The organism is Maridesulfovibrio sp. (genome assembly GCF_965230075.1).
Lineage (GTDB): Bacteria > Desulfobacterota > Desulfovibrionia > Desulfovibrionales > Desulfovibrionaceae > Maridesulfovibrio.
Map to the genome: position 1 here is coordinate 310,286 of NZ_OZ245945.1, position 25,621 is coordinate 335,906.

Sequence of the window (25,621 nt, forward strand, 5' to 3'; positions counted from 1 at the left end):
ACATTCTTTTGAGAGTGGAAATCGTTTTCGTTTATTTGCTAAGAAAGAGCCGCAAGGAGTGGATAAGGAGAAATGAGATGAGCGTTCCAAGTAATACAGTAGAACATAAGCCTTCAAAGTTGTTCAAGCTTTCCCTGTTGGCTAGCATGTATTTATGTCAGGCCATTCCTTTGGGTTATGTTTTCGGCTGTCTCCCGGTAATCCTGCGCGAGCAGGGAGTAAATCTGAAGGCTGTGGGAGCGGTTTTTGCCCTGCATTTGCCGTGGGCCGTGAAATTCCTTTGTGCTTCTTGGGTTGATCGTAAATATATACCTGCTCTGGGCAGACGCAAGTCATGGATTTTCCCTCTGCAATGGCTCGGTGCCGCACTTCTGGTTGGTGTTTCATATTTCCCGCCGGATAAGGATTTTGCGCTGATGTATATGCTGCTCTTTTTCCTTAGTTGCGTCATGGCTACCAATGATATTGCTGTGGACGGCTATGCCACGGATATTCTGGAAGAGAGTGAACGTCCATGGGGTAATTCCATCCAGTCCGCGGCCCGTTTTGCCGGCTTGATGCTCGGGGGCGGGGTGATGCTGTTCATGAATTCAAATTTCGGCTGGCAGACCCTCTGCCTGTTCCTTTCCGCTGTCGTTTTCTCCTTCAGCCTTCCGGTTCTATTTCACCGGGAGATTGATCCTCTCATATGTAACCAGGCGGATGAGGATAGCAGCGGGGAAGGGGTGTTGGCCTTTCTTAAAAGGCGTGAAGTGCTCAGAGTGCTCCCCGTACTGATCGCACCCACGGCATTTGCTTTTACATCCGTGCAGATGCGCACCCCCTTGCTGGTCGATATGGGGTTTGATTCCCGCTCCGTGGGCACTATTCTTATGCACTACGCCTATCCCGCCGGTTTGGCCGGAACTTTTCTCAGCGGCTGGTTCTTACATAGAGTCGGTGGTCGTGCTTTTTTGCGGGTGTTCTGCTCTACGGTGATTCTGCTGGCTGTATATACGGTTTTTGTAGCCCGGTGCGGAACCATTCCATACTGGCAGGCAGCTTTGTTGCTGAGCATTGATAATATTCTCATCGGGGCGGTTATGGTCTGGAGCTTTACCCTGATGATGAAAGTCAGTGCCGGGCGTAATGCCGGGACCGGATTTGCGGTCTTGAGCAGCCTGTTTATCATTGTTCCCATGGCTGCGTCCCCGGCTTTTGGGCATATAGGTGATATGCTGGGCATGGAAGGTCTTTATATTCTTCTGGGATTGCTTTGTTTTGCCGGGTTCATGGTGGCTGAAATTGCTGTCCGCCATGAGGGCAGACCCGGTGCATCCCGCATGGTCGAGTCTTCCGGTTAGTGGATTGATTGTGAATGACTAGTTCCGGGCTTGTAGCCCGGGGCGGTAAAGGCTGCACGTGTCTCTGGTGCAGCCTTTATTTTTGACTTTTATGAATGGGGCAATTCTCGTTTGTTTGGGAGTAGTTTTGGTCTTTAGTCCGGGCTATTGCTAAGGCAGAGGATGTTTCTGTTTGGGTGTAATGTGTAACTATAGTTAAGCTGCTTAACTAAATTTAATAAGCTGAGGAATGATACATGAATCAAATAAAACAAATGCTGATCTCTTTTGCCACCAGAAGAAGCTGGATGACAATTGCCATGCTCCTGCTGCTGGCTGTCTTCTGCGGTTCCTTCTTCCCGAAGGTGGTTATCGATACCGACCCGGAGCACATGCTTCCCGCGGACGAACCTTCACGTGTATTTCATAATGAAGCTAAAAAGAAATTCGCTCTTTCCGAGATCGTGGTTCTCGGGATTATCAATGAAAAGAATCCCCATGGAGTCTTTAATCCTGATACTCTGAGCCGGATCTACGAGCTTGCTGAGTTTTCCCGGACCCTGCGTTGGGAAAATCCTGATGATCCCACAAAGATGGACGGAGTTATCGAGGTGGATATGATTGCGCCTTCCATGGTGGAGCATATCACTCAGGAAGGTCCGGGTACCATTTCATTTGACTGGCTTATGCCGCACCCGCCTTCCACTCAGCCGCAGGCTGATGCAGTACGTGAAAAAATCTTTTCCAATCCCATGCTGACCGGACAGCTTGCTTCTGAAGACGGCAAGGCCATGTGCATCCTCCTGCCTCTGACCGATAAATATCAGAGTTATCGTGTGTACACTGCCCTGCAGGAAAAAATTAAAGAGCTGGGCGGTGATGATGAGTTTCATATAACAGGATTGCCTGTAGCGCAGGACGCCATCGGTATTGAAATGTTTACCGAGATGAGTCTTGCCTCGCCGCTGGCCATGGGTACCATCTTCCTGCTTCTCTATTTCTTCTTCCGCAAACTTTCGCTGACCTTCCTGCCCATGATTATCGCCACTCTTTCCGTGGTCATGACCATGGGGACCATGATCGGTTGCGGGTTTGAAGTACATATCATGAGTTCCATGATCCCGGTCTTTTTAATGTCCATTGCGGTGGTGGACTCTATACATATATTATCGGAATTTTTTGATCTTTACACGCCGGAGAAGGGTAGGAAAGAGACTATTGTAGAGGTACTGAACATCCTGTTCATGCCCATGCTCTACACCTCGCTTACTTCGGCGGCGGGTTTTATTTCCCTTGCGCTCACTCCTATTCCCCCGGTCCAGATATTCGGTGTCTTTGTGGGGCTGGGCATTATGGTCGCCTGGCTGCTGACTATTATGTTCGTGCCCGCTTATATAATGGTCCTACCCGCCCGGATCTTCAACAACTTCGGGTTCAACAAGCATAACAGCGGAAAAACCACACTGCTGTCCCGTATTCTGGAAAAAACCGGGGGAATCTCCTACCGTTACGCCAAGCCTTTGCTGGGGCTGTTCCTGATCCTGCTGGTCGCTTCTGCATGGGGCATCAGCAAGATTCAGATTAACGATAACCCGGTGAAGTGGTTTGCGCCCAGTCATCCCATCCGCTTGGCGGATACGGCTCTGAACAAGCATTTTGCCGGAACCTATCCCGCCTACCTGATTCTGGAAAGTGAAGATCTCGAAGTTCATTATTCCAATTCAGACAAGCGTAAGCTGGCTGATAAGTTCGCAGTCTTTAGTAAAGAGCTTTCTTCCGAATTTCCGGAAGCAGAGCAGAAAGGCACGAGTTTTATGGCTGAGCTGATGAATGTGTCAGACCAAACAGAGGATGGATTCTTCCTTGATCAGGCAACAAATCTTGCCGCCAACAAGGCAGAGCAGGCCAAGGGTGACGACTTTTATCTGTATGAAGAGTTCGGTAGTTTTTTCAGCCTTGAAAAAGAACTCCAGAAACCCTTCAAGCAACCTGAAATGCTCAGCTACCTTGCCGGATTACAGAAAGAAATTCTCAAAGCCGGACTGGTGGGCAAGAGCATTGCCCCGGCGGATCTGGTCAGCAAGATTCATCAGGAACTGACCGACGGTAAGGAAGCAAGTTACCGGGTGCCGGAAAAGATGCAGACCGTTGGTGAATGCTACATGCAGTTCCAGCAGAGCCACCGCCCGCATGACCTCTGGCATTACGTGACCCCGGATTACAATGGTGCCTGCGTGGTATTCATGCTTTCCAGTGGTGACAACATGATCATGGAAGCAGTGGAGACCTTTGTTGCTGACTATTTCCAGCGCAATCCTCCGCCTAGCGATATCTCCCACAACTGGGCAGGTCTGACCTACATCAACGTGGCTTGGCAGAGCCAGATGGTAGAAGGCATGCTGCGCTCCTTCCTCGGTAGTTTCGCCATCGTCCTGCTTATGGCTGTATTCCTCTTCCGTTCGCTGAAATGGGGCGTATTGTGCATGGTTCCGCTGACCATCACCATTGCTTTCATCTACGGCTTCATCGGTATTATCGGTAAAGATTATGACATGCCCGTGGCCGTGCTCGGTGTGCTTACACTGGGAATGTCGGTGGACTTCGCTATCCACTTTGTTGAGCGCAGCCGTAAGATCTACGCCAAAACAGGGTCATGGAATGAAACCCTGCCCCGCATGTATGGTGCTCCGGCAAGGGCCATCAGCCGCAACGTGCTGGTCATTGCCATCGGCTTCCTGCCCATGCTTATCTCGGCCCTGATTCCTTACCGCACAACAAGTCTGTTGCTTTCATCCATTATGCTGACTTCCGGCATCCTGACTCTGGTGGCCATGCCCGCGATCATCACTGTAGCTTCCAAATGGTTCTTTGCTGGAGCCAAGTTGGAAATTCCAACTCAGTCAACATCGGAAGCAACCGTAACAGTGAAAGTCGATCAATAACAAAGATAACGAACTGTCCTCTCAAGGCGGCGAAGCCCAATAAAAGTTTTGGGAGAGTCCAGAGAACCTTTTTCCATAAAGGTTCTCTGGCCGCCGGAGGCAAAATGAGTTCAATAAAAAAGCGCGAAGCGCATCAAATCAAAGAGGCTAAACATGAAATTCAAGATATTATCAATGCTGGCAGTGATTGCGCTGGTCTCGAGTACAGCTGCTTGGGCAGAAACCCCGGACGTTGAAACCATAGTCAAAAAGGCTAACCACATGGCTCTTTATCAGGGCGGAACCTGCAAGGGCAAAGTGCATCTTGAAATCGTCGACAGTCAGGGGCGCACCAGAGAACGCGACCTGAACACCCTGCGTAAAAATGTGGGCGACGGTGACGCAAGACAGCTGTATATGACCTATTTTAAATCTCCGGCAGATGTGCGCAAAATGGTCTTCCTCGTGCACAAGACTGTTGAACCGGGCAAGGACGATTCCCGCTGGCTGTATATGCCCAGTCTGGACATGGTCAAAAGGATTGCCGCCGGGGATAAGAGAACCAGCTTCGCAGGTTCGGACTTCCTTTATGAGGATATCTCCGGGCGCAGCCTGCATGAAGACGTGCACGAATTGCTGGGCAGTGAGAACGGCTTTTACGTGCTCAAAAATACTCCCAAGAATCCCGGTGACGTGGAATTCTCCCATTATGTGGCCTACGTGGACATGAAGACCTACCTGCCCATGCGAATGGAATACTTCAAGGGCTCGGATAAACCTTACCGGACCATGGAAGTGCTCAAAGTTGAGGAAATCGCATCTGACAAGAACGGCCAGACCTATCCCACGGTGACTGTTTCCAAGGTCAAGAATCTTGAGACGGGTAGCGAAACCGTGATGACCTTTTCCGGGGTGGATTATGACCTTCCGGTCAAAGAATCTATTTTTGGTGAAAGGTACCTGCGTCGTCCGCCGAGGGAATTGATGCGATGAGCCTGCTCAGGAGTATATGCATAATGGTCTGGTTGTTAGTGCTGGCGGCATTGCTGGTGGTAATGGCCGGACCGGCCTCGGCAGAAGAAAGCAGAGACAACTGGCTGGAATCTTTCAGTGAACAGTTCGCACCGCTGGAATTCAATGGCTTTGTGGAGGCCAGAGCAGGGGCCAGAATCCAGCAGGACCCGGAAGAAAAGCAGATTTCCATGGCTGAAGTCCGTTTGCAGGGTGAATTGTTCACCTACACCGACTGGGCCGATTTCAAATACAAGGGAGACCTGCGTGTAGACGGAGTGACCAACCGTATTGTCTATGAGACCCGAGAATTGTGGATGTTTTCCAGACCAACGGATTTCATGGATATCAAATTCGGGCGGCAGGTGTTGACTTGGGGGACAGGCGGACTGGTTTTCCTGAATGACCTTTTTCCCAAGGACTGGCGTTCTTTCTTTATGGGCAGGGATGCTGAGTATTTAAAGGCCCCTTGTAATTCAGCCAAGGTCAGCTTCTTTACTGAACTGGCCAACCTCGATCTGGTTTATACCCCGAAATTCGAACCGGACCGCTATATTGACGGGGAATACATCTCCTATTTCAGCGGATTGGAGGATCGTCTGGTGGGCAGGGACAATATCCTTGATACTGACGAACCTGACGAATGGTTTGAAAATGATGAGTTTTCAGCTCGTATTTATAAGAATATCAATAACTACGAGCTGGCTCTCTATGGTTACTGGGGATATTGGAAGAAGCCTGCCGGAATGAATTCGGACGATGAAGCTACTTTTCCTGCTCTAAATGTCTACGGAGCCAGTATCCGGGGACAGGTAGGTCCGGGTATCGGTAATATGGAAGTGGCCTGGTACGATTCCACCAAAAGCCGTGGCGGAACCAATGCGCAGGTGGACAACTCCGAGATTCGTTATCTGGTCGGTTATGCACAGGAACTCTGGACCGACAGCAATTGTGAGGTTCAGTATTACATTGAGCAGATGCTGGATTACGGCAACTACCTTGACGTGCACAAACCCAAGCACCCCAAGGATGAGTTCCGGCATGTCATCACCATGCAGTTCACCCAGCAGCTCATGAACCAGAATCTGACCTTGAGTCTTGATGGCTATTATTCTCCCAGTGATGAAGATGCCTATCTGCGGCCCGGGCTGCAGTACAAGGTTTCCGACCGTATGACCGTAGGCTGCGGAGCCAATATTTTTGTCGGTGCCCACGAGCAGACTTTCTTTGGTCAGTTCACCAATAATTCAAACGTTTACAGTTCAATCCGGTATAGTTTTTAGCTTGACAGTAACAGTTAAGCGTCTTTATCAAATTGTAATGAGTAGTAAAGAAGAGACCATCAAGCATATGACCGGAAGATTAATGCGTATCATCAACAAGCATTTGCGAATTGAGGGACAACCTATCCCTCTCGGGGATGGGGTGGAACTCAGGCCTGGAGAAATTCATTGCTTACAGGCTATCGGCCTGAATGAAGGTTCCAATCTTAAGTCTGTTGCCCAAGTTTTGGGCGTGACCAAGAGTGCTATTTCCCAAATGGTCGGCAAGTTGGAGAAACGTGGTTTCGTTCGTAAGAAACGAGCCCCGGACAACAATAAGGAATTGTTGGCTTTCTTGACCGAATCAGGATGGAGGGCGTTTAGGAAACATCAGGAATTTCATGAGCGGCATATGCATAATTTGCTGGAAAGACTGGATGATTTTTCCGATCCGCAATTGGCAACAACTACCGCTATTCTTGCGGTGATTGAAACCGTGGTCGATGAACGTATGGAAGAGATTTTTACATCCGGCGGTCAAAGGGGATAATTCCCCTTTGGTCTTCGAAGTAAAATTTTTTGCTATAATGGTTTAGCTTCTTAACTAAGTCGGAGGATTATATGCATAGCATAGGTATAGATATCGGTTATTCCTCGGTGAAAGTGGTTGTTCTTGACGAAAGTCGTGAAGTGATCTGCAGCAGGTACAAACTCCATAAGGGCCAGCCGATTCAGGCATTGGCGCTCATGTTGGATGAGCTGAAACCGGAGTTTAATGCAGAAGGACTTTGTGGGGCCATTACAGGTTCCGGCGGGAAGATTCTTTCCGGGGAAGGTACTATCCAAAGCGTAAATGATCTGGCTGCGCTGGTGGAAGGGACTAGATTACTGGCACCTTCCTGCGCATCAATTATTGAAATCGGCGGCCAGCGTGCCGGATTCATCACCGGATTTGGAGGTGAAAAGCGGTCCGGTATGGAGTTTTCCCTTAATCCCGACTGCTCAGCCGGCACAGGATCATTTCTTGAAGAACAGTCTTCACGTATCGGAATTGAGATTGAGGATTATTCTCGCATTGAAGCTGAAGCTTCTTCGACTCCCAGAATTGCGGGGAGATGCAGTGTCTTTGCCAAGACCGACATCACCCATCACCAGCAGGAAGGGGTGGCTATTCCGGATATCCTGCGCGGGTTGGCCTATGCCACGGCCAGAAATTACCGCAACGCAGTTATGCGCGGCCTGCCAAAGAACCCGCCGTTCTTTTTTGCCGGGGGAGTCTCGCGGAATAAGGCGATCGTGTCTGCCCTGCAAAAGGTCTTGGATTTAAATGAGAAGCAGCTCGTCATCCATCAGCAGGGTAAGGTTGCTGGCGCCGTGGGAGCGGCGGTGATCGGACTTAAGGAAGGAAAGCCTGTTAATATCGGACTGTTACTGAATTCATTACAGGGCAGTTGCAGCCCCCTCTTTTGCGCAGAGGAAAAAATCGTTTTACCTGCGCTGGCCGGATATGGAATTGCCGACGCAACAGGCAAGCATATCTGCCGGGATATTTCTAAGGAAAGCGACCCCGTGGAGTGCTGGGTCGGAGTGGATGTCGGCTCCACCAGTACCAATGTGGTTTTGGTGGATTCAACTAACCGGGTACTGGGCTACCGCTATTTGCGTACTGCCGGGAATCCGGTCAAAGCGGTCAAAACCGGGTTGGAAGAACTGGGCCGGGATTTTGCCGGAAAGGTCAAGGTGCTCGGTGCGGCAACCACCGGCTCCGGACGGAACATGACCGGGCGGCTTATCGGTGCTGATGTGGTTAAGGATGAAATCACCGCGCAGGCCCGGGCTGCGGTTTCTTTCTATCCTGATGTGGATACCGTCTTTGAGATCGGCGGGCAGGATTCAAAATTTATCTCCATCAAGGACGGTGCTGTTTCTGATTTCCAGATGAACAAGGTCTGCGCGGCAGGAACAGGATCATTCATTGAAGAACAGGCCAAGAAGATCGGCATTGACCTTGAAGATTACGCGGATACAGCTTTCCGGAGTGATTCTCCCATCAATCTCGGGGAACGTTGTACCGTTTTTATGGAAACCAGTATTGCCGCCCATCTGGCACAGGGTGACCCCATCCCGGATATCGCTGCCGGACTCTGCTATTCTATTATCAAGAACTACACCAACCGGGTGGTAGGACGCAAAAAGGTAGGTAAGCAAATCCTCCTGCAGGGTGGGGTGGCCTATAATCAGGCCATTATTAATGCCTTCCGGGCCGTGCACGGTATGGATGTGCTGGTTCCGCCATTCTTCAGTGTTACCGGAGCTGTTGGTGCCGCTATTCTTGCCCGTGAGGGGATGAAGGGCGTAACTTCCTTTAAGGGGTTCAATCTGGAAGATGAAAAACCGGACAGTGTGGATGCTTTGCCTGAACCGCAATTTGCTCCCGGCAGTTTCAACAGTCAGGCGCAGGATTTCATTTTCCGTGATTATGACCCGGTTATTGATCCGCAGAAAAAAACTGTCGGCATGCCCCGGGCTTTATTTACCTTCGGTATGTTCACCATGTTCCATACCTTTTTCAAAGCGCTGGATATGAATGTGGTTCTTTCTGAACCTACTTCCGGGGCAACCATCAGCAAGGCGCAGGAATATGCCCTTGATGAAACCTGCTATCCGGTCAAACTGGTTAACGGACATGCTGCCCAGCTGGTTGAACAGGGCGTGGATTTCCTTTTCTTTCCTGACCTGTTTACCGCTTTCCATCCAAGTTCCAAATCCCGGCAGACTTACGGCTGCCCTTACATGCAGTTGGCTTTCAAGATTGTCAGTGAGGCCATGAAGCTTGATCAAAAGAACATCAAGCTGCTGGCCCCGACCCTTGCTTTCAATCAGGGGCCGGAATTCTTGCAGTCCCAGTTCATGGCCTTGGGGCGTCAAATTGGTAAATCTCAGCAGGAAACCGGAGCAGCACTTAAGGCGGCAATGGGAGCGCAGGAGGGATTGCAGCAGCGGATGAAGGAACGAGGTCGTGAAACCTTGAGTTCGCTTGATCCCAATGCCAAGGCTTTTGTGCTTATTTCCAAGATTTACGGTGTTGCCGATCCGGTGCTGAACATGGGCATCCCGGACAAGCTTGCTGAAATGGGCTACCGGACCATCCCGCTCTACGATCTCCCGGAATCGGATATTTTCATGGAACATCCGAATATGTTCTGGCCGTTCGGACAGCACATGCTGGCTGCGGCCAAGCTGGTTGCCAAACATCCCAATCTCTATCCCATTTTCCTGACCCATCACGGCTGCGGACCGGATACGGTTTTCGCCCATTATTACGGGGAGCTTTTGAAAGATAAGCCTTCCCTGATCATTGAAGTGGACGAGCATTCTTCCAGCGTGGGAGTGCAGACTCGGGTGGAGGCTTTTGTGAATAGCCTGAGCAAGGTCCCGGAGCGCGAGGCCTTGAAAGTGGAGGAGTATGTGAGCATGGGAACTGCTGATCCGGTAAATATCCTGACCGATTCTTCACAGCTGGGTTCCCGTCAGCTTCTGCTGCCGGATATTTATCCTTATTCTACCATCGGTTGTGCCATGCTTAAGGCTAAAGGGATTGATGCCCGTGTGATTCCGGCAACCTCAATGGAGTCCGTGGATATGGGCCGTAAGTATTCTTCTGGCAATGAATACTTTTCCCTGACTGCTCTGCTGGGTGATGTTCTCAGTGCTTTAACGGATCAAAAAGGTGGTGACCTTCCGGCAGTGCTTATTCCCCAGAATGAGGGGGCTGAAGTGGATGGGCAATACAGCAGGTTCATGCGTTGTGTGCTTGATCAGGAAGGGCTGGAGGAAGTGCAGTTGATTTCGCCGTACATGGAGGAATTGCGGCTGCTGGATGATAAAGATGCAGGCATGCTTTTCCTTTGCCTGCTGGCCGGGGATCTTGTGTTGCATAGTCCACCTGCATTGCGGGAAGAGACCCTTGAGTTTGTGCTCCGGCTGGCATCCCGCGACCAGTTGAACATTGAAAAACTGGAATCAACTGCCCGTATAGTCCGCGAAAATCTTGCCCAACAGGATCATGACGGGGCGATCATGGCAATCGGTGAACCTCTGGTTCTTTTCAAAAGTATGCTTAACGACAACACCTTTGGCAGGCTTGAAGAGCAGGGCAGACGGGTGATCTATGCTCCTTTGAGCGAATATGTCTGGAATCTTTGGTATGACTACTACAACTTCAACAAGGTCAATACCGACTCCTCTCTGCGCAGCAATATTGGACGGTTCAAGGAATACATGGAGCGAATTTCCGGGCGGCTGGGAGAATTCAGCCACTATGAGAAAAGTTTCGGAACCCTGAAGCAAACCGCTGACCGGGGGCTTGGGTTCTATTCCGGAGGTTTCGGACGTTACCGGGGCTCCAAGATCATGGAAAAAATACTTGGAGTAAAAGGAGTTATCTCGGTGACTTCCATGTACGAAAATACCGGGATCAGCCTTGGGATTCTCAAGGATCGTCTGGATGATAAACCCTATGCCCCGACCCTTTCCCTGACTTTTGACGGCAACCGTAATGAAAATAACAGGCTTAAGGTGGAATCCTTTTTGTACAACCTTTAATCGCTGCGGAGCTTAAGTAATGAATAAAGAACATAAAAACGGAATGCATTGCCACGGAGGCCATGGGCGGCACAGGCGTGGACCCACCAGTTACGGCATGCATGATTCAAATATGGTTTTTAAGGCCTTGAAGCTGCAGGATGGAGATGTGTTTCTCGATCTAGGATGCGGACCCGGAGATTATTCAATCCATGCAGCATGCGATGTGGGGCCGTCCGGTGAAGTTTATTCTTTTGACAGCAATGCAAGCATGCTGGAGCAGGTCAGGATTCAGGCTGTTGATAACGGGGTGAAGAATATCAGCACCCATCTCGGTGATATGACCGGACCGCTTCCGTTCGCAGACAACAGCGTGGATACCTGCTTGATGAGTACTTCCCTGCATTGCATGAGCCTTGATGAGTGCGGTCCTGCCATTTTCAAGGAAATCAGCAGGGTGCTGAAAGGTTCAGGGCAGATTGCTGTGCTGGAGTGCAAGAAAGAAAAAACAGATTTCGGTCCGCCGTTGCATATGCGTATTTCTGCTGAGGAGCTTAAAGCTGTGGCTGAACCGCTTGGTTTTAGTGAGTCAGTATATGTTGATCTTGGATTTAATTATTTGATTTGCTTTACTAAATAGTAATTCAGAAGGAGTCAGAATATGGAAATTCTAAATATTTACGGTTCACTTAACGGCCAGACCGAGAAGGTGGCACTTGAAATTGCAAATGTCGCGGAGGCAGCCGGACATAATGTCAGCACCGTCAATCTTAAAAAAGAAGGCGTAATTTTCGAACTGCTGGATTATGACCTTACATTTATCGGGTCCGGGGTCTACACTTGGCTTCCGGGTAAATCTGTGAAGGATTGGATTGACCGTCAGCTTGGCTATGCCCGTGACAATAATTTGATCCTTCCCGGTTCCCCGCGTATTCCCGGAAAGTTTGCCTGCACTTATTGCACTTACGCCGGACCGCATACCGGAGAGGCCGAGGCAGTCCCGGCCATTAAGTACATGGGCCAGCTTTTCGATCACATGGGTATAACCGTGGTAGATGAATGGTCTGTTGTGGGAGCTTTTGTTCCTAAAAAAATGCAGCATTTCAACACCAGCGGACGGCTTGGAAATATTGAGGGCCGCCCCAATGCCGAGGACCTGAAACAGGTTCGGGAAAAAACAGCCGGTTTGCTCCAGAACTTGAAACATGGATAGATAAAAAAGGTCCTCACCATATGGTGAGGACCTTATTTTTTACGTTGAGCTAAAATACATATTTAGTCTGCTAGTCGAAGAGGGTTCCCAGATCAAAAGTTTTGATCAGTTTGAACTCAACCCTGTAATCATCGGAGCAGGCTTTAGGTTTCTCATACCAGCGCTCAATGGGAGCCTTGAATGTAAGACCTGCAAAGGTTCCCCAAGGCTTATATTTATAAGCAACCTTGGGACCTGCGTACCATTCAAGGGAAGCGTCATCCTGCATAACACCATTTCTTTCGGACTCGTCGTAAATCTCAAGACTTGATTCAAGACCTACATCCCAGTTGTCATTAATGGCGTATGCATATGCCGCGTTCCAGCGCAAGCGGTTACCTTTTTGGTAGTTGTGTCCGCCTTCAGCAAATGTGGCGTAGTTAACTTCAGTGTCAAAGCGGTTTGCATCGAGAAAGTAGGTTGCCCCGATTCCGCCCATCAGACCCCAAGCCGCGTTTCCTGCAGCATCGGAAGAATGTTCGCTGACAGTACCGGTGGGCATGATGAAACCGGCATCAAATGCTACGGAAAGGGGATCACCTGCTTTCTGGCTCAACAATCTCTGGTGGAAGAGCACGGTTGTGTCTCCGACGCCGTAAAGATACTTGTCGGAATCGTTAGTTTTATCCAGATGCACGCTGTAGATGGGGGTGGCGGTGCGTACATCAAGGCCGTCCCAGATGCCGTAGCGCAGCTTGACCACCTGATTGAACTTGGTGCCCTTTGTGTTTCCGTTAATACGTTTGCTCTTGTGCCAGACGCCATTGCTGTCTCCAAAAACAATGTTACCGCCCACAGCCAGTTTTCCGGCAGGCATGGTCAGGCCGCAGGGACCGAAGGTGGCACTGGTCGGTCCCCAGGCCACAGGAGCTTTTTCTTCAGCGTAAGCGGTAGTCGAAAGGCACAGCAATACCAATCCGACCAGAAGTCGGACTATCTTCAAACTCATCTTCCCTCCAATATATTTGGATAGTTATATGTTAGCCTTTGAGGCTCTCAACGTACTTGGCTGCGCTGTTGGCGGCGATGGCTCCATCGGAGCAGGCGGTGATGATCTGGCGGAGTTTTTTGCTGGTAATATCCCCGGCTCCGTAGATGCCTTTCACGGAGGAGTTCATTTCGTCATCAACTTCAATGAATCCAAAGTCGTTAAGGATTCCGAGATGTTTGAAGCTCTCGGAGGTGGGCATAAGTCCGATGTACTCGAATACACCGTCACATTTAACGTGGTGTTCGGTTGCGTCTTCTTTGGTGGATTTGAAACGTACGCCATCCAGTGATCCTTCCCCTGTGAATTCAAGCACATCCTGATAGGGATGGATGGTGACGTTATCCATGGCCCGGAGCTGGTCGCATGCTTTAGGATCTGCTGTGAGATCGAACATGGTCACAATGGTCAGCGAGGAGGTGATTCCTGCGAGATAGATAGATTCCTCAACAGCGGAGTTACCGCCGCCAATGACAACTACGTTCTTGTCGCGGTACTGGGCACCGTCGCAGATTGCGCACCAGCTGATTCCGGTTCCGGCAAAGTTGTCTTCACCTGCAACGTTCAGTCTTCTGGGCACGGTTCCGGTGGCGATGATTATGGTGCGGGTTTCAAAGCGGGCATCGTCTTCTTCGCAGATAACAGTTTTGGTTTCGCCGTTATCCACAATGTCCAGCACTGTTTTGTAGTCGAACTCAACACCCAGTTCCTGAGTATGTTCAAACATCTGCATGCTCAGTTCCGCGCCGTTTACAGAACCGGACCCGGTGTAGTTTTCGATTTCGTTGGTGTTGACCATCTGTCCGCCGGGAGAGAGCTTGTCGATCATAAGTACGGACATGTTTGCGCGAATAGCATAGATAGCGGCAGTCATGCCGGCAGGGCCTGCACCGATAATGAGAACATCATAAGTTTTCATGATAACTCCTGAAATATGTATGAATGATGCCCGCAGCGGCATCGGTCCGCTGCGGGCATGTCAAGGGAGGTTTATCCAGCGAAGATAGAAACACCGAGGTGGTATTTCTTTTCATTGATAATCAGTTTGAGGGTGTAACGGCCTTTGAGACCTTCCTTGCTGACGTTGAATTTTACGTCGCGGTCATCGTCTTCAAGGAATGCACCGGAGCACATAGCCAGATGGCGCACGGCTGCGGTGTTGATGAAGTAGTTGTGTTTGCCTTCTTCACCGTCAAGGCAAAGCATAGCCAGAGTGCCGCGCTCGAATTTACCGTGGAAAACAAAGCGGTCTTCGTCTTCTTCGATGATGATGTTGTGCCATGAATCGGGCAGCTCGTTCACTTCTTCAACATCGGGGTCAGTATCAAAAGTGGGGGTTACATCGAGCTTGCCGAGCAGCTGGCCGGGGCCGAAAGTGACATTTTCACCGTCATGGTAGAGAGGCAGCTTTTCAGCGCGGTAGAAGTTGCCTTCGGTTTCCATTTCATAGAGGACCACACCGTCTTTTTCTTCAACTGTTACGGAACGCAATTCAACGTTGGGGTCTTTCTTGTCGAGGAAAGCGCCGAGAGAGTCAGCAGGCAGACCGTTTTCATAACCGATGCCACCGGAGTGGGTCATGTAGTGGCCTTCTTCGTAGTACTCAACGTTGCAGATGTAAGGTGAGAAAAATTCGGGTCCACGTTCTTTACCGTACTGCCAGACCTGTTCGATTTCCATTTTGTCGGTATCGATGCGGTAGCGTACACCACGGGAGAAGTTTTCGGAGTTCTTGAGGTAGTTCTCTTTGGACTTGGCGCGGTACTGGCCGTTGTCAAAGCACATGATGTCGCCGGTAGGGGTTACCAGACAGGCGTGCTGTTCGTACTGCCAATCAAAGTTTTCAACATCGCCCACCGGGGTGAAGAAGTATTTGTCCACCAGTTCCTGCGGCCAGCCTTCGGGATCGCCGAGAATCCAGTTCAGTTTTCCGGAATCATAATCGATGCTGATGATGGCATCCTGATGGCGGCCGGAAAGCACGAGTGCATTAGTGTTTTCGTCATACCAGACTGCATTGTTGTGGAACCAGTCATGCGCATCCTGAGAGCCTGAACCTGCAACGTCCTGAGGGAGGACATCTTTGAAGTCCCATGTCTTGAGGATTTCACCGGTATTGCGGTCCACCAGAACGCACTGGTCTTCCACGGTATCGGAATGGAAATCCTGAGTGAGGATGAGCAGGTTGCCGTCTTTCATTTCCCACTGGTCGTGGTGGTAGTTACCGGGAAGACGGTATTCTTTATAAATTTTACCGAGCATGTCGATTTCGATCAAGCCGGTAGCATTGTAGGGCATGCGGCAGAAACGGGGGGAACCGGTGAGTAGGTTGCCGTTTGCAGCGCGTTTGAGGTCGAACATGGTGTTTACGGTCAGCACCCAGCGGATGTCACCTTTGTAGTCGTAAGCCGCAGGGCTGTTCTTGCCAGCGGTGCTCAGGAACATGAGGTCGTTCTTGAGGTAGTCGATGGATGTTGAAATGTGTCTGCAACGGCTGACCCGTGCGGGCAGCTTTGCGGTCTTGATGGTCAGAGTGGTGCTGGAACCGTTGGAGAGTTTGATCTCCACTTTGTTGTCGAAATCCTCATACAGGCCGAGGATGGGCAGTTTGTGCTCTTTTGCAGCAGCAAAGGTGTGGTTCAGGTCCTCGCGCTGGATGCGTTTGCCGTGAACTGTCACAGTGACGGAAACTTCTTCGGTTGTGGTGAACATCACAAGGGCGCAGAGGGGGTTGATGAGGTAAGGGTTCTCAACAACAAGGGGATTTTCCAGAGTGTAGCCACCCTTTTCAAAATCAGCCAGAAAAGCTTTTTCCGCTTTGGCCTGACTGGTGATCAGGTGGTCTTCGCAGGTGTAAGTGATGCAGTTGCTCATGATTATTGCTCCTTGATTATGCGAGTGCTTCGATTTCTTTAACGATGGCGGGCTTTTGTTTCAGACCCTGCAGACGGCTCACTTCTGCGCCGTCTTTCATGAACAGCATGGTAGGGAAACCTTTGACTTCAAGGCGTTCCTTGAGATCCTGATTCTCGTCGTAGTCGATGGTGTAGATCCTGAAGTCAGGATTTATTTTGTCGATGTCCTTGAGAACGAAAGCCAGCATTTTGCAGGGGCCGCAGCTTTTGGAGTAGAATTCCACCAGCATGGGGCCGGAAGCATCAAGGGCGTCGTATTCTTGGGTGTTAATTTCCTGAATCATTTTATATTTCCTCAGATTTATTTTGATTACATATGGTTATATTTTAAACGATTCCCAGTAGGGACCAGTAGGGCACTGCCACCAGACCCAGAAAGACCGGGCAGAAGATCATGCGGATAGCAAGGAGTTTCATGGCATGGCGCAGTTGTAGGTGTCCGGTTGAGCAGAAAAAGAGCAGCAGGGCGAATTCGTATGCAAAGAGGTACTGGTCGGTTCCGTAGAGGAAGCTGTATATGATCGGATAGGGCTGCACGTGCATGGATACGGCCAGTTCGGAAAGGGGCACGGTCATCAGGGCCTGAGCTGCCAGCGGGGTAAGAATGAAGTTGAAGCAGACTCCGAAAGCGTAGGCCAGAGTTGAAAGTCCGAAGACGCTGTCCATGGACTGGGCCAGCGGGAGCATGTGCGCACTGAGCCATTTACCGATACCAACATGTCCGGCCACAAAGCCGATTGCCAGAGAACCGGCCACAAAGAAGATGATCGGGAAGGCAAGGGTGTTGAAATCCTTCTGGTTGAGGATGTTGATTTTGGGCACAAAAGCAATGGCACTGATGGCTACGAAGAGGTGCATGCCCGGAAGTCCGTGGTATTTAGAGGTTGCGGCAAGGGCAACGGCGAATATAGCGAGGAATCCAGCGATATATTCGTCACGGCTAATGGAACCCATTTCGCGGTATTGCTTGAGCAGCTCATCTTTGTTCAGTTTGCCTTTACCGCGGACCATAAACAGGACGAGGCAGATGGAAAGACCGCTGTAGATGATGGCAGGGAAAAAGTTGTGTACGGCAAAGTCTGCATAGCCGACGGTTTCCCCGGTGACAGTTGCCATAAGTCTGGTGATGGTCAGGTTTTCAAGGGATGCAGTGAGGATACCGAAACGGGGACCGCAAACAGAGAGGAAAGCGGCGAAGACAACTGCGCTGGCTTCCCGACTGCCTTTTTCCAGTTTCAAGGCATCGCATGCACCTACGCCAAGGGCGAGCATGATTGCGCATTTTGCAGTAGCGGATGGAACCAACGGAGTCAGGATCAGCCCGCTGATGAACATGGCGAAAAACAGGCCGGGGTAGGTGGAGCCGGTCATGACCATGCATTTAAGGACAATGCGTTTGGCAAGACCGGTTTTCTGAGCCATGATCCCGATCATGAGCGCACCGATTACTGCCCACGGAATGACTGTGGCGAAAGGTTTTGCCAGTGCAATTGAAGCCGGGGCAATCTTGGAAGCAAAATAGAAAATTGGCAGAATGATACCCACCAGCGGCGGGGGCAGAATTTCAGTGGCCCAGCAGACTACAGCCCAGCTTGTGATAGCCATGAAAAGGATCATTTCGCGGGAAAGACCGTCTCCTCCCACTGTGAGCAGGATGAAAGCAGGAATAGCCAGAGACAGAATCCAGCCGATTTTTTGGACCAGAGATATTCCACTCGGTGGTGCGGTAGCACTTGCACTCATTGTTAGTTTCCTCCATCTGTATAAATAATCGATTTTAAGCAAAGTTGGTCTGATCAGGACTTTGTGAATAAATGGATTAATGCCCGCAGTCGGGGGCGTGTACAAGACAATTTAATTGACTTGGTTTTAAGCTTTAGTTAATCCGCTCGAAAGCTTGTGGTATTTTGAACAAGATGGTTGCTGTTTTGTGTTCATTGCAATGCTTTAAAATAATTGAATAAAATCAAAGTGAAAGACTTTCGTTCATAACAGGTTCATGGCAGAGCCAGTGCTTATAGTTTACAGTAAAAATCATGAAGATAAATCTTAATCAGCTGCGTTGTTTTTATCTTGCAGCCAAATTTAAAAGTGTTTCCAAGGCGGCAGATTCACTGTTCGTGACTCCCTCAGCCGTTACTATGCAGATTAAGAAGTTGGAACGCTGGGCAGGGATCAAACTATTGATTCGTGAAGGCAATTCACTTCGGCTGACTCCGGATGCTGAGATCGTGTATACGCAGGCAAAAAAAGTATTTCGGGAAGCGGAAGTCCTGGAGGGGCAATTGGAAAAAATGATGCAGGCTCATGCGCATGAAGTCGTCATCGGAGCACATCATATCCTTGCCAAATATATCCTGCCCAATCTGATTGCCTTGATTAAGAAAATGCATCCGAAACTGAATGTGAAAATGGTGTTGGATACGGTTCCCAACCTGATTGAAAAGTTGCATTCCAACGAAATTGATTTTGTTCTTTCGGCAAGTTTGCCGCCCGGTCCTGATTTCAAGACTATCCCACTTTTTTCCGAGGAATTAGTTCTAGTTGTAATGCAGGGCTCCAAGTTTGTTAAAAAGAAGCGTATTTCTCCAAAGGAAATCGGTTCGATCCCTTTGCTTCTGCAGGAACGTAATATCTACATAGTTGATGAGTATATCAAAAAAGAGGTGGGGGAGCCTAACATTGCCATGGACAACCTTAGTGCTGATGTCATCAAGCCATTTATTCGTCAGGATATCGGCGGAGCTATTCTGATGAAATTTACAGTGCAGAATGAAATTGAAAAAGGGGACTTACTGGAAATGGAGGTTGAAGGAGGGTTGCCGAAAGCTGATTTTGTTTTGGCTTATGGTGATGAGAAAAAGCTTTCGGAAGAAGTGCAGGAACTGGTTATGTCACTTAAAAAGAGCCGATTCATACGGGAAGAATTGGTCTGATCAATAAATGTTAAGGCCCCGCACTGCGTAACGCATTGCGAGGCCTTTCGCGTCACTAACCGTTCAGGTCAGTATCCTGCAAAATTCTATTCAAATTAAAATCTTGTTTTTTCTTTTCCTTTTTTGCCGGGGTTTCTATGCCGCGGGTATAACGCACGGAGCTTATGTCCCGCTCGGCGCTGGCTTTAATCTGGGTCGCCAGTTCATAGCCGCAGAGTCCGGCAAAGACGAAGAATAGAAGTGTGGCAAGCAGTTTTTTGAATTTCATTAATTCTTCTCCTTTTTTTTCGCCGGGGTAAGCCAGTTGCGCACAAAAGCGAGATAATCAAACACTGGAGTGACCGGACAAAGCAGGGTGCACCACGGCCTTTTAATTATCAGGGATGCGACCACGATCAGTACAAAGAGAGCAAAAATGGCGGTTGAGCCGATGAATGAGAAGGCCATACCAAACGGTTCATATTGCGCATCGGACGGGTTGCGGAAATAGAGTGCTGCTGTCAGGGCTGCAAGGGCAAAACCGCGGGCAGTCCATTTCATCCATTCCGTTTTCTTGGGCGGGGAACACTTGGTGATCCGGCCGAGGCATTCCTGAAGGCCGCCAAAGGGGCAGACCATTGAGCAGTATAGGTTCTTTTTGGTCACGAAAAAGACGAGCACAGCCAGCAGCAGACAGATTATGGCAGTGTAGGAGGCCAATCCCTTGGTCCACAGTCCGGCCAGCAATAGTACCAGTGAGGACAGGGAAAACTGTGCACCGTACATGAAGCCGAGCAGGATTGTGGATATTATCAGCAATCCCAGTCTGGCGTGGCTTTTATTCCAGCGGAAGAAACGGCTGGCGATGAAGATTGCCATGATGAACAGGGCAACGGTCAGTCCGGCTTTGATCATTTCTTCCGAGGAAAAGGACACTGTTGTTTGCACGGTTTCCTTGCCCTGAATTTTGGCAACTGCTTCCTGCACACCCATGATCATGGCTGTGGAAGAGAGGGTGGCCCCGGCAATGGCATCAACCTTGGGCAGGTGGGTGTCGGTGACACCTAGGAATGCATCCAGAATGCCTTCATTCAGAACCCGGTCGATATAAGTGGTGGTATCCGTGGATTTGACCAGCGCTACCCGTTCGATTTTCTTGTCACTGTTGATCACGACAGCCACCTGCAAGGGACCGCCGTAGCTGGGGTACTCAGCCAAGGCAATGTAGATCTTTTCCGCAGGATTTCCTTTGCGTTGCCCTTCGTAAACCGATGGGTTGATCTGCTTAATCTGTTCAATTTCAGGGGATATATTTTTTATCCGGCTCAGGTTTGCGCCTTGTGAACGCATCCCTCCTGCGAACCACGCTGCTGCAAGAATGCAGAGAGTTGCTACAGCCATAATTTTTTCAATTGTTTTCTTGGACACGGTTATTCTCCGGGGCGGCGGTTTCATGGCGTTGAAACCGCCGCAGTATTGGTAGGCAAGGGTTTTATGGCAAAGTTTGATGATTGGTTTAGTGTTCAGAATAAATATTTATTCTAAATTGTTACACTAGGAGGACCGGGAAGCGTCAGAAGGTTTCTTCATGATGAAGAGTCTGACGGCGATTGCGAGACAAATAACAACGGGCAGGCCGAGCACGCCGATAAAATACCATCCGGCAATGGTCTCATATTCGCCCATGAGGGTGGTACCGCCCGCGACTACGGAACACAGGGAAGCGAATCCGGCATAGAACAGGGCTACCTGCCACCAGACCACCTTGCGTCCGTAATGTTTGAGCCATTCCATAAGTCCAAGTATCACGAGTACCTGCAAAGCACCCATGATCATCCAGAATATATAATCAAGCATAGTAGTTCCGGGAAACATTATACTTCTCCTTTCTTAGCTAATAGGGATCCCAAAGGGGCTTAGTCCCTTTGGCCGCCGGAGGCGAGATCAGTTCATCAAAAGCGCGAAGCGCATCAACCTTACTCCATCCCGTGGTATTCCCAGTCTTTTTCAACATCGAGGAAGTTCTCGGCACGCAGCCACCACGGTGGATTGTGATAGTTTGCTTCCTTTCCGCCATCCCATTCAGAGCGGTAATCCTCAGCCTCGTTGAACTTGAAGAAGTTCTTCTGCATGGCCAGCAGCCCGCTGGCGAACATGCCTGTTGGGTCGCGCGGTTCAATTTCCCTGGAGATGGTGTGAATCCATGTGTTCTTGCGGGAATAGGGGCAGACACCGATACATACTCGGCAACCGAGACCGTCCTGAGTCGGACCTCCGGCCCATTGCGAGTAGCATTTCTCTTCGTCCAGCTTCCAGCGTTTGAATCCACGCACAACGGTCTTGGGACGGTCATCATGCGGGATGGCTCCGGAGGGGCAGTTGTCGGCGCAGATCTTACATTTCAGGCAGAAATCGGCCATTTTTACGTCGATGGGCTTGTCGTATTCAAATTCAATATTGGTGACCACGGCAGCGGGGCGGAAGTTCGCACCCAGCTCGGGGACCATGACCACCCCGGCGCGGCTGTACTGGCCCAGTCCAGCTAGTTGTACGTAGGGACTCATCATGATTTCATAATTATGGCCCGGAAATTGTGCGCGGGCCGGGTAGCCCAGTTCCTTGATGAATTGTTCCATGAGGCTGGCTGCGCAGCGGGAACGGAAATAGGCATCGAAGGATGTGGAGTAACCAATGGCGGAATAGGTGCCGTCCCAGTTCATGGGTACGCCGAAAACAATGATGGATTTCCAGTGCTCGGGAACCTTGTCGCCCCATTTCTGGCCTTTGTCGGGCATGCCGCGCATGACGTTCTTGAACATGAAGCGGGGATCGAACTTGGTAATGCCTACCAAGGACATGCCGAACTGGTGGGCCATGCGCTTGATCAGCTTGGAGGCATGGGCCGGGGATTTGAATTCCATGGGCTCTTTGCGCCAGATACCGCGGAAATCCCAATCCTCGGGCGGTACGGGTTTTTTAGTGCGTTCATATTCATCCTGCGGGTCAGCAGGGATTCGGTTGGTATGGTCCCCGAATTCCATGCCGCCTTTGCGCAGGGCCATGTTATATGCTCCGGCCAAAGCGTATTTTTTATTCTTGCCGTTTTTCCACGCTTCACTGCGTTTGATATTGCGTTGCAGGGAATTGAGCATAATTTCCAGCTCGCCGGGGCGGGCGCGGTAGTGGTCACCCACGGGACCGGGCAGCTTGTCCACTCCCATTCCCGGGTTCCATTCGCCGGACTTGATGATTTTAACCAATGCGGCAAGGCGCAGGAAAAGGTAGTCTGTCCAGTCCGGGCGTTCGACTTCCCCCACCGGGGTCATCATGGCCGGGACATCGCAGCGGAAAGGCTCGCGGTTAAAGAACTGGTCTCCGCCTTGATAGGTCTGGCCGTATCCGGTGTAAGCATCATCTGAACGTCCGATGGCAAACCCGGCCCCTCCGGCACCGGCCACAGTGGCGGCTGCGGCTGCCACCCCGCCGAATTTAAGGAAATTACGTCGGCTGAAAGCTTTTTTTGCAGGCTTTTGCTCTTGGTCTATGTTTTCCGGCTCAGGCTGCTTGTCGGCACCGTCCGGGGAAGACATACGGTTCTTGGGATCGTTGATAATATCCAACGCATTTTGTTCTTCAGACATGAGTTCCTCCGGGAATATGTTTACTGTTCCGCCATGGAATCGTTGCAGATTCCATTAAAAGCGGGTTCAAGTTCGGGGATTACGTCGCTGATTACCGCTGCGTAGCGGGACACATAGTGCGGGTACTCCTTGAGGAGTTCCTTGGCCCGAATGATCAGGAAATCACGGGCATCGAAATCCATGTCGGCCAGTTCCAGATGGCTGAGGGCTGCGGCTTCAATTTCACCCATTTCAATGAGGGCGTCGCCCTTTATCTGCCATGCAAGGTATTCCGCTCCTTGGCCGGAGAGGATGAGCGTGTCGCACTGCTCAACGCATTCTTCGTTCTGTCCGGTTTCAAGCAAACAGATTGCAATGCCGCGTTGTGATTCGCGGTGATCGGGGGTGATTTCTGCGGCCTTGCAGAAATAGGGAAGGGCTTCCTTAAAACGTTTTTGAGCCACAAGAGTTTCAGCTGCCCAGAAATTGGGGCCCATGGCCTGCGGTGCGGCTTTGGCACTGGATTCAAAATAGGGCAGGGCCTGATCCGGCTTATCGCTCATAGCAAGGCAGAGTCCGGCATGAAATCTCGCCCCGATATGACTGGGGTCCATTTCAAGGATTTCATGAAAGAGTTCCCCGGCCTGTTCGTATCTTTGGGCATACATGGCAAGGTTAGCCAGATTGAATTTTGGGTTGAGAGCTTGTGGATCGCGCTCTATTGCCGATAAAAATGATTTTTCCGCTTCAAGCGGTTCATCCAATTGCAGATGGGCCAGCCCCAGTTCATTGTAGGCTTTGGCCTGAAGCTGTATGGGGACATGCCCGGAGGCGAGTTCCCCGATAAGGTATTCAGTCAGCGAACGGTATTCGCGGTCATGCTTGAATTGGCAAATACGCTTCCTGAGCCTTTGTTCATTGATTTGCTGCATTGACATATTCATGGCTTCACTCCTTGTTGTCCATAAACCAAGAACTGTGCCAATAGTCTAAACCCTTTAAAATCAATATGTTGTGTGTCTTGTTGATTGCTTGAGAATGTTTTAAGTGTTTAATGAAACGATAGTCGTTGGATGTAGCGATGTGTTGTTTTATTAAATAGTGTGTGGCAGATTTAAGTTAACAAGGAGATGCCTATGCCTCATTCCCAAGAGAGTAATCTGAAATTTTTAAGCGAAGCCATGGCCCGACTGACCGGAAGTCTGGACATGCAGAAATCGCTCATAGATACCTTTGAATTTCTAGCTGAGCATTTCCCCATTGATGCCATTTCCCTGCACCAGTATTCCCCGGATTTGAAGGCGCTAAAGCTGCTTTTTCTGGTGCAGGCCGGGAGGTTTGATTTTGTGGAAATGGTGGCTCCTCTTTCTGAAGAAGCAGCCAATTCTCTTTTTCTGCATAATCAGGGGGTCAGTGGAGTCATCAAGGTGCCGCTAAACATGGATTCACCAGTATCTGCCCTGCACAGTGAAACCCTGTCAGAACTTGTTCCGCTAAAGGAGCGGGCCTATATGGTCTGCGTCTTGCGCTCGGAAAAGGAAGTTCTGGGGCATCTTTGCCTTATGGGTACACATCCGGATTGCTTCACCGAGGAACATGAGCGTAAGTTTTCCCTACTGGTCACTCCTTTTGCCCTGACCATGTCCAATCTGCTGCAATATCAGCGGACCATGGAGTTTCAGGATCGTTTGCGCGTGGAGCGCGACGGGCTGGAGAAGGATTTAGAAAATTTGCGTGAACGGCGGATTGTGGGCGAGCAGGGCGGCTTGAAATCGACCATGGAAGTGGTCCGCCAGCTTGAAAACAGAGAGGTCCCGGCTCTGATTATGGGGGAAACCGGGGTCGGTAAAGAACTCATTGCCGATGCCATTCAGGCCATTTCTCCGCGCAAGAATAAGCCTTTTGTTAAAGTAAACTGCGGGGCTATCCCTGATTCATTGGTGGACAGTGAACTCTTTGGTTATGAAAAGGGAGCTTTTACTGGCGCTACTACTTCCCGTCCGGGCCGCTTTGAGCAGGCCAATGGCGGAACCCTGTTCCTTGATGAGATCGGCGAACTTCCTTTGCAGGCGCAGGTCCGTTTGCTACGTGTTTTGCAGAACAACGTGGTGGAAAGGATCGGCAGTACAAAGTCAATTGAGGTGGATGTGCGGGTCATCGCAGCCACCAACCGTAATCTTGAACTCATGCTGCAGGAAGGAACCTTTCGCGAAGACCTTTATTATCGTCTTTATGTTTTTCCCGTCCAAGTTCCTCCGTTGCGTGAACGTACGCAGGATATCCCGGAGTTGATCTATCTGTTCATGAAGCGCGGCTGTGATGAGCTGGGTATTAAAAGTCTCCCGCAATTGCCTGAGCCGACAGTTGACCGCTTGCTGCAGTATTCTTGGCCCGGTAACGTCCGGGAGCTTGAAAACTTGGTTAAGCGCGGCCTGACTCTCTATCCGCACGGCCCCTTATTGCTGGATAAGTTGCTCCCTCAGGATGAGGGCTGGTATATTTCGCCTGAAGAAGGGCAGAGCTATTTTGAGAAGACCATAGATGCCCGGGTGGAGCTCATGCTCGAAAAGCATCTTGCCAAGCTGAACCTCAGCCCCGGAGCCAGTCAGCCTTTGCAGGCAGGGCTGCATATGCAAACTGAAATCAAGCCCCTTGAGCAGACAATAAAAGAGGCAATTGTCTCAGCCCTTGCAAAGACCGGAGGGAGGATTAACGGTCCGGGCGGAGCTGCAGAACTGCTTGATCTTAATCCAAGTACGCTCAGAAGTAAGATGCGCAAGATGGGATTGAAAGCTTCTGAGGGGTAGGAAGAAGAATAGAAAAAAAGCCCC

20 protein-coding genes are annotated in these 25,621 nt (G+C 50.2%); 10 read left to right on the forward strand and 10 right to left on the reverse strand.

Features of this window, described 5'->3' with window-relative positions:
- Positions 1–77: 77 nt before the first annotated feature.
- The 8 genes from ACO05Z_RS01355 to ACO05Z_RS01390 all read left to right on the forward strand — a co-directional run bounded on the left by ACO05Z_RS01355 (position 78) and on the right by ACO05Z_RS01390 (position 12,313).
- Positions 78–1,343, forward strand: a complete 1,266-nt coding sequence (locus tag ACO05Z_RS01355; RefSeq protein WP_421899673.1) for an MFS transporter — start codon at positions 78–80, stop codon at positions 1,341–1,343.
- Positions 1,344–1,579: 236 nt separating this feature from the next.
- Entirely contained in the window at positions 1,580–4,264 is a 2,685-nt protein-coding gene (locus ACO05Z_RS01360) for an efflux RND transporter permease subunit (RefSeq protein ID WP_421899675.1), read from the forward strand.
- A gap of 153 nt (positions 4,265–4,417) precedes the next feature.
- Positions 4,418–5,236 carry an outer membrane lipoprotein-sorting protein gene (locus ACO05Z_RS01365; RefSeq protein WP_421899677.1) on the forward strand — a complete coding sequence of 273 codons (819 nt, stop codon included), beginning with the start codon at positions 4,418–4,420 and terminating at the stop codon, positions 5,234–5,236.
- A gap of 23 nt (positions 5,237–5,259) precedes the next feature.
- Positions 5,260–6,537 carry a hypothetical protein gene (locus ACO05Z_RS01370; protein ID WP_421899679.1) on the forward strand — a complete coding sequence of 426 codons (1,278 nt, stop codon included), beginning with the start codon at positions 5,260–5,262 and terminating at the stop codon, positions 6,535–6,537.
- A gap of 37 nt (positions 6,538–6,574) precedes the next feature.
- Positions 6,575–7,066 (forward strand): MarR family winged helix-turn-helix transcriptional regulator, encoded by a 492-nt coding sequence (locus ACO05Z_RS01375; protein WP_421899682.1) that lies wholly within the window; start codon positions 6,575–6,577, stop codon positions 7,064–7,066.
- Positions 7,067–7,137: 71 nt separating this feature from the next.
- Positions 7,138–11,121 carry an acyl-CoA dehydratase activase gene (locus ACO05Z_RS01380; protein ID WP_421899685.1) on the forward strand — a complete coding sequence of 1,328 codons (3,984 nt, stop codon included), beginning with the start codon at positions 7,138–7,140 and terminating at the stop codon, positions 11,119–11,121.
- A 19-nt stretch (positions 11,122–11,140) separates the two neighbouring features.
- Positions 11,141–11,740, forward strand: a complete 600-nt coding sequence (locus tag ACO05Z_RS01385) for a class I SAM-dependent methyltransferase (protein ID WP_421899687.1) — start codon at positions 11,141–11,143, stop codon at positions 11,738–11,740.
- Between the two features lie 21 nt (positions 11,741–11,761).
- Positions 11,762–12,313, forward strand: coding sequence for a hypothetical protein (locus ACO05Z_RS01390; RefSeq protein WP_421899689.1), 552 nt, complete (start codon positions 11,762–11,764; stop codon positions 12,311–12,313).
- A gap of 70 nt (positions 12,314–12,383) precedes the next feature.
- Here the strand turns inward: ACO05Z_RS01390 and ACO05Z_RS01395 are convergent, their stop codons facing one another.
- The 5 genes from ACO05Z_RS01395 to ACO05Z_RS01415 all read right to left on the reverse strand — a co-directional run bounded on the left by ACO05Z_RS01395 (position 12,384) and on the right by ACO05Z_RS01415 (position 17,998).
- On the reverse strand, positions 12,384–13,301 hold the full coding sequence (locus ACO05Z_RS01395; RefSeq protein ID WP_421899691.1) for a transporter: 918 nt from the start codon (positions 13,299–13,301) through the stop codon (positions 12,384–12,386).
- Between the two features lie 31 nt (positions 13,302–13,332).
- On the reverse strand, positions 13,333–14,259 hold the full coding sequence (locus ACO05Z_RS01400; protein WP_421899694.1) for an NAD(P)/FAD-dependent oxidoreductase: 927 nt from the start codon (positions 14,257–14,259) through the stop codon (positions 13,333–13,335).
- Positions 14,260–14,330: 71 nt separating this feature from the next.
- Positions 14,331–16,214, reverse strand: a complete 1,884-nt coding sequence (locus tag ACO05Z_RS01405; RefSeq protein ID WP_421899697.1) for an aryl-sulfate sulfotransferase — start codon at positions 16,212–16,214, stop codon at positions 14,331–14,333.
- A 16-nt stretch (positions 16,215–16,230) separates the two neighbouring features.
- Positions 16,231–16,539: a thioredoxin family protein gene (locus tag ACO05Z_RS01410; protein WP_421899700.1), complete on the reverse strand. Its 309-nt coding sequence runs from the start codon at positions 16,537–16,539 to the stop codon at positions 16,231–16,233.
- 43 nt (positions 16,540–16,582) lie between these two features.
- The gene (locus ACO05Z_RS01415; protein WP_421899703.1) at positions 16,583–17,998 is read right to left on the reverse strand and encodes an SLC13 family permease; all 1,416 of its coding nucleotides are present in this window, start codon (positions 17,996–17,998) and stop codon (positions 16,583–16,585) included.
- A gap of 293 nt (positions 17,999–18,291) precedes the next feature.
- Here ACO05Z_RS01415 and ACO05Z_RS01420 point away from each other — a divergent pair, with 293 nt between their 5' ends.
- Positions 18,292–19,191, forward strand: coding sequence for a LysR family transcriptional regulator (locus ACO05Z_RS01420; RefSeq protein ID WP_421899706.1), 900 nt, complete (start codon positions 18,292–18,294; stop codon positions 19,189–19,191).
- 55 nt (positions 19,192–19,246) lie between these two features.
- Here the strand turns inward: ACO05Z_RS01420 and ACO05Z_RS01425 are convergent, their stop codons facing one another.
- From ACO05Z_RS01425 to ACO05Z_RS01445, 5 genes are all read right to left on the reverse strand, one after another.
- Positions 19,247–19,459, reverse strand: coding sequence for a hypothetical protein (locus ACO05Z_RS01425; protein ID WP_421899709.1), 213 nt, complete (start codon positions 19,457–19,459; stop codon positions 19,247–19,249).
- A complete protein-coding gene (locus ACO05Z_RS01430) occupies positions 19,459–20,598 on the reverse strand; it encodes a 4Fe-4S binding protein (RefSeq protein WP_421899712.1) in 1,140 nt (379 codons plus the stop codon). The genes ACO05Z_RS01425 and ACO05Z_RS01430 overlap by 1 nt, the downstream gene beginning before the upstream one ends.
- 126 nt (positions 20,599–20,724) lie before the next feature.
- Positions 20,725–21,045: a hypothetical protein gene (locus ACO05Z_RS01435; protein WP_421899714.1), complete on the reverse strand. Its 321-nt coding sequence runs from the start codon at positions 21,043–21,045 to the stop codon at positions 20,725–20,727.
- Between the two features lie 101 nt (positions 21,046–21,146).
- The gene (locus ACO05Z_RS01440) at positions 21,147–22,811 is read right to left on the reverse strand and encodes a 4Fe-4S dicluster domain-containing protein (RefSeq protein ID WP_421899716.1); all 1,665 of its coding nucleotides are present in this window, start codon (positions 22,809–22,811) and stop codon (positions 21,147–21,149) included.
- 20 nt (positions 22,812–22,831) lie between these two features.
- Positions 22,832–23,734, reverse strand: a complete 903-nt coding sequence (locus ACO05Z_RS01445; RefSeq protein ID WP_421899719.1) for a tetratricopeptide repeat protein — start codon at positions 23,732–23,734, stop codon at positions 22,832–22,834.
- A 192-nt stretch (positions 23,735–23,926) separates the two neighbouring features.
- On the opposite strand from ACO05Z_RS01445, the gene ACO05Z_RS01450 reads away from it, so the two are divergent.
- Positions 23,927–25,597: a sigma-54 interaction domain-containing protein gene (locus tag ACO05Z_RS01450; RefSeq protein WP_421899722.1), complete on the forward strand. Its 1,671-nt coding sequence runs from the start codon at positions 23,927–23,929 to the stop codon at positions 25,595–25,597.
- The last annotated feature ends 24 nt before the right edge of the window (positions 25,598–25,621 follow it).

What these genes read in the sequence shown, in the direction of transcription:
- ACO05Z_RS01440 (WP_421899716.1), bottom strand. Translation starts at nt 22,811, where the DNA reads ATGTCTGAAGAACAAAATGCGTTGGATATTATCAACGATCCCAAGAAC.
- ACO05Z_RS01410 (WP_421899700.1), bottom strand. Translation starts at nt 16,539, where the DNA reads ATGATTCAGGAAATTAACACCCAAGAATACGACGCCCTTGATGCTTCC.
- ACO05Z_RS01445 (WP_421899719.1), bottom strand. Translation starts at nt 23,734, where the DNA reads ATGAATATGTCAATGCAGCAAATCAATGAACAAAGGCTCAGGAAGCGT.
- ACO05Z_RS01365 (WP_421899677.1), top strand. Translation starts at nt 4,418, where the DNA reads ATGAAATTCAAGATATTATCAATGCTGGCAGTGATTGCGCTGGTCTCG.
- ACO05Z_RS01415 (WP_421899703.1), bottom strand. Translation starts at nt 17,998, where the DNA reads ATGAGTGCAAGTGCTACCGCACCACCGAGTGGAATATCTCTGGTCCAA.
- ACO05Z_RS01390 (WP_421899689.1), top strand. Translation starts at nt 11,762, where the DNA reads ATGGAAATTCTAAATATTTACGGTTCACTTAACGGCCAGACCGAGAAG.
- ACO05Z_RS01435 (WP_421899714.1), bottom strand. Translation starts at nt 21,045, where the DNA reads ATGTTTCCCGGAACTACTATGCTTGATTATATATTCTGGATGATCATG.
- ACO05Z_RS01380 (WP_421899685.1), top strand. Translation starts at nt 7,138, where the DNA reads ATGCATAGCATAGGTATAGATATCGGTTATTCCTCGGTGAAAGTGGTT.
- ACO05Z_RS01395 (WP_421899691.1), bottom strand. Translation starts at nt 13,301, where the DNA reads ATGAGTTTGAAGATAGTCCGACTTCTGGTCGGATTGGTATTGCTGTGC.
- ACO05Z_RS01400 (WP_421899694.1), bottom strand. Translation starts at nt 14,259, where the DNA reads ATGAAAACTTATGATGTTCTCATTATCGGTGCAGGCCCTGCCGGCATG.
- ACO05Z_RS01355 (WP_421899673.1), top strand. Translation starts at nt 78, where the DNA reads ATGAGCGTTCCAAGTAATACAGTAGAACATAAGCCTTCAAAGTTGTTC.
- ACO05Z_RS01370 (WP_421899679.1), top strand. Translation starts at nt 5,260, where the DNA reads ATGGTCTGGTTGTTAGTGCTGGCGGCATTGCTGGTGGTAATGGCCGGA.
- ACO05Z_RS01405 (WP_421899697.1), bottom strand. Translation starts at nt 16,214, where the DNA reads ATGAGCAACTGCATCACTTACACCTGCGAAGACCACCTGATCACCAGT.
- ACO05Z_RS01360 (WP_421899675.1), top strand. Translation starts at nt 1,580, where the DNA reads ATGAATCAAATAAAACAAATGCTGATCTCTTTTGCCACCAGAAGAAGC.
- ACO05Z_RS01450 (WP_421899722.1), top strand. Translation starts at nt 23,927, where the DNA reads ATGCCTCATTCCCAAGAGAGTAATCTGAAATTTTTAAGCGAAGCCATG.
- ACO05Z_RS01425 (WP_421899709.1), bottom strand. Translation starts at nt 19,459, where the DNA reads ATGAAATTCAAAAAACTGCTTGCCACACTTCTATTCTTCGTCTTTGCC.
- ACO05Z_RS01385 (WP_421899687.1), top strand. Translation starts at nt 11,141, where the DNA reads ATGAATAAAGAACATAAAAACGGAATGCATTGCCACGGAGGCCATGGG.
- ACO05Z_RS01420 (WP_421899706.1), top strand. Translation starts at nt 18,292, where the DNA reads ATGAAGATAAATCTTAATCAGCTGCGTTGTTTTTATCTTGCAGCCAAA.
- ACO05Z_RS01375 (WP_421899682.1), top strand. Translation starts at nt 6,575, where the DNA reads ATGAGTAGTAAAGAAGAGACCATCAAGCATATGACCGGAAGATTAATG.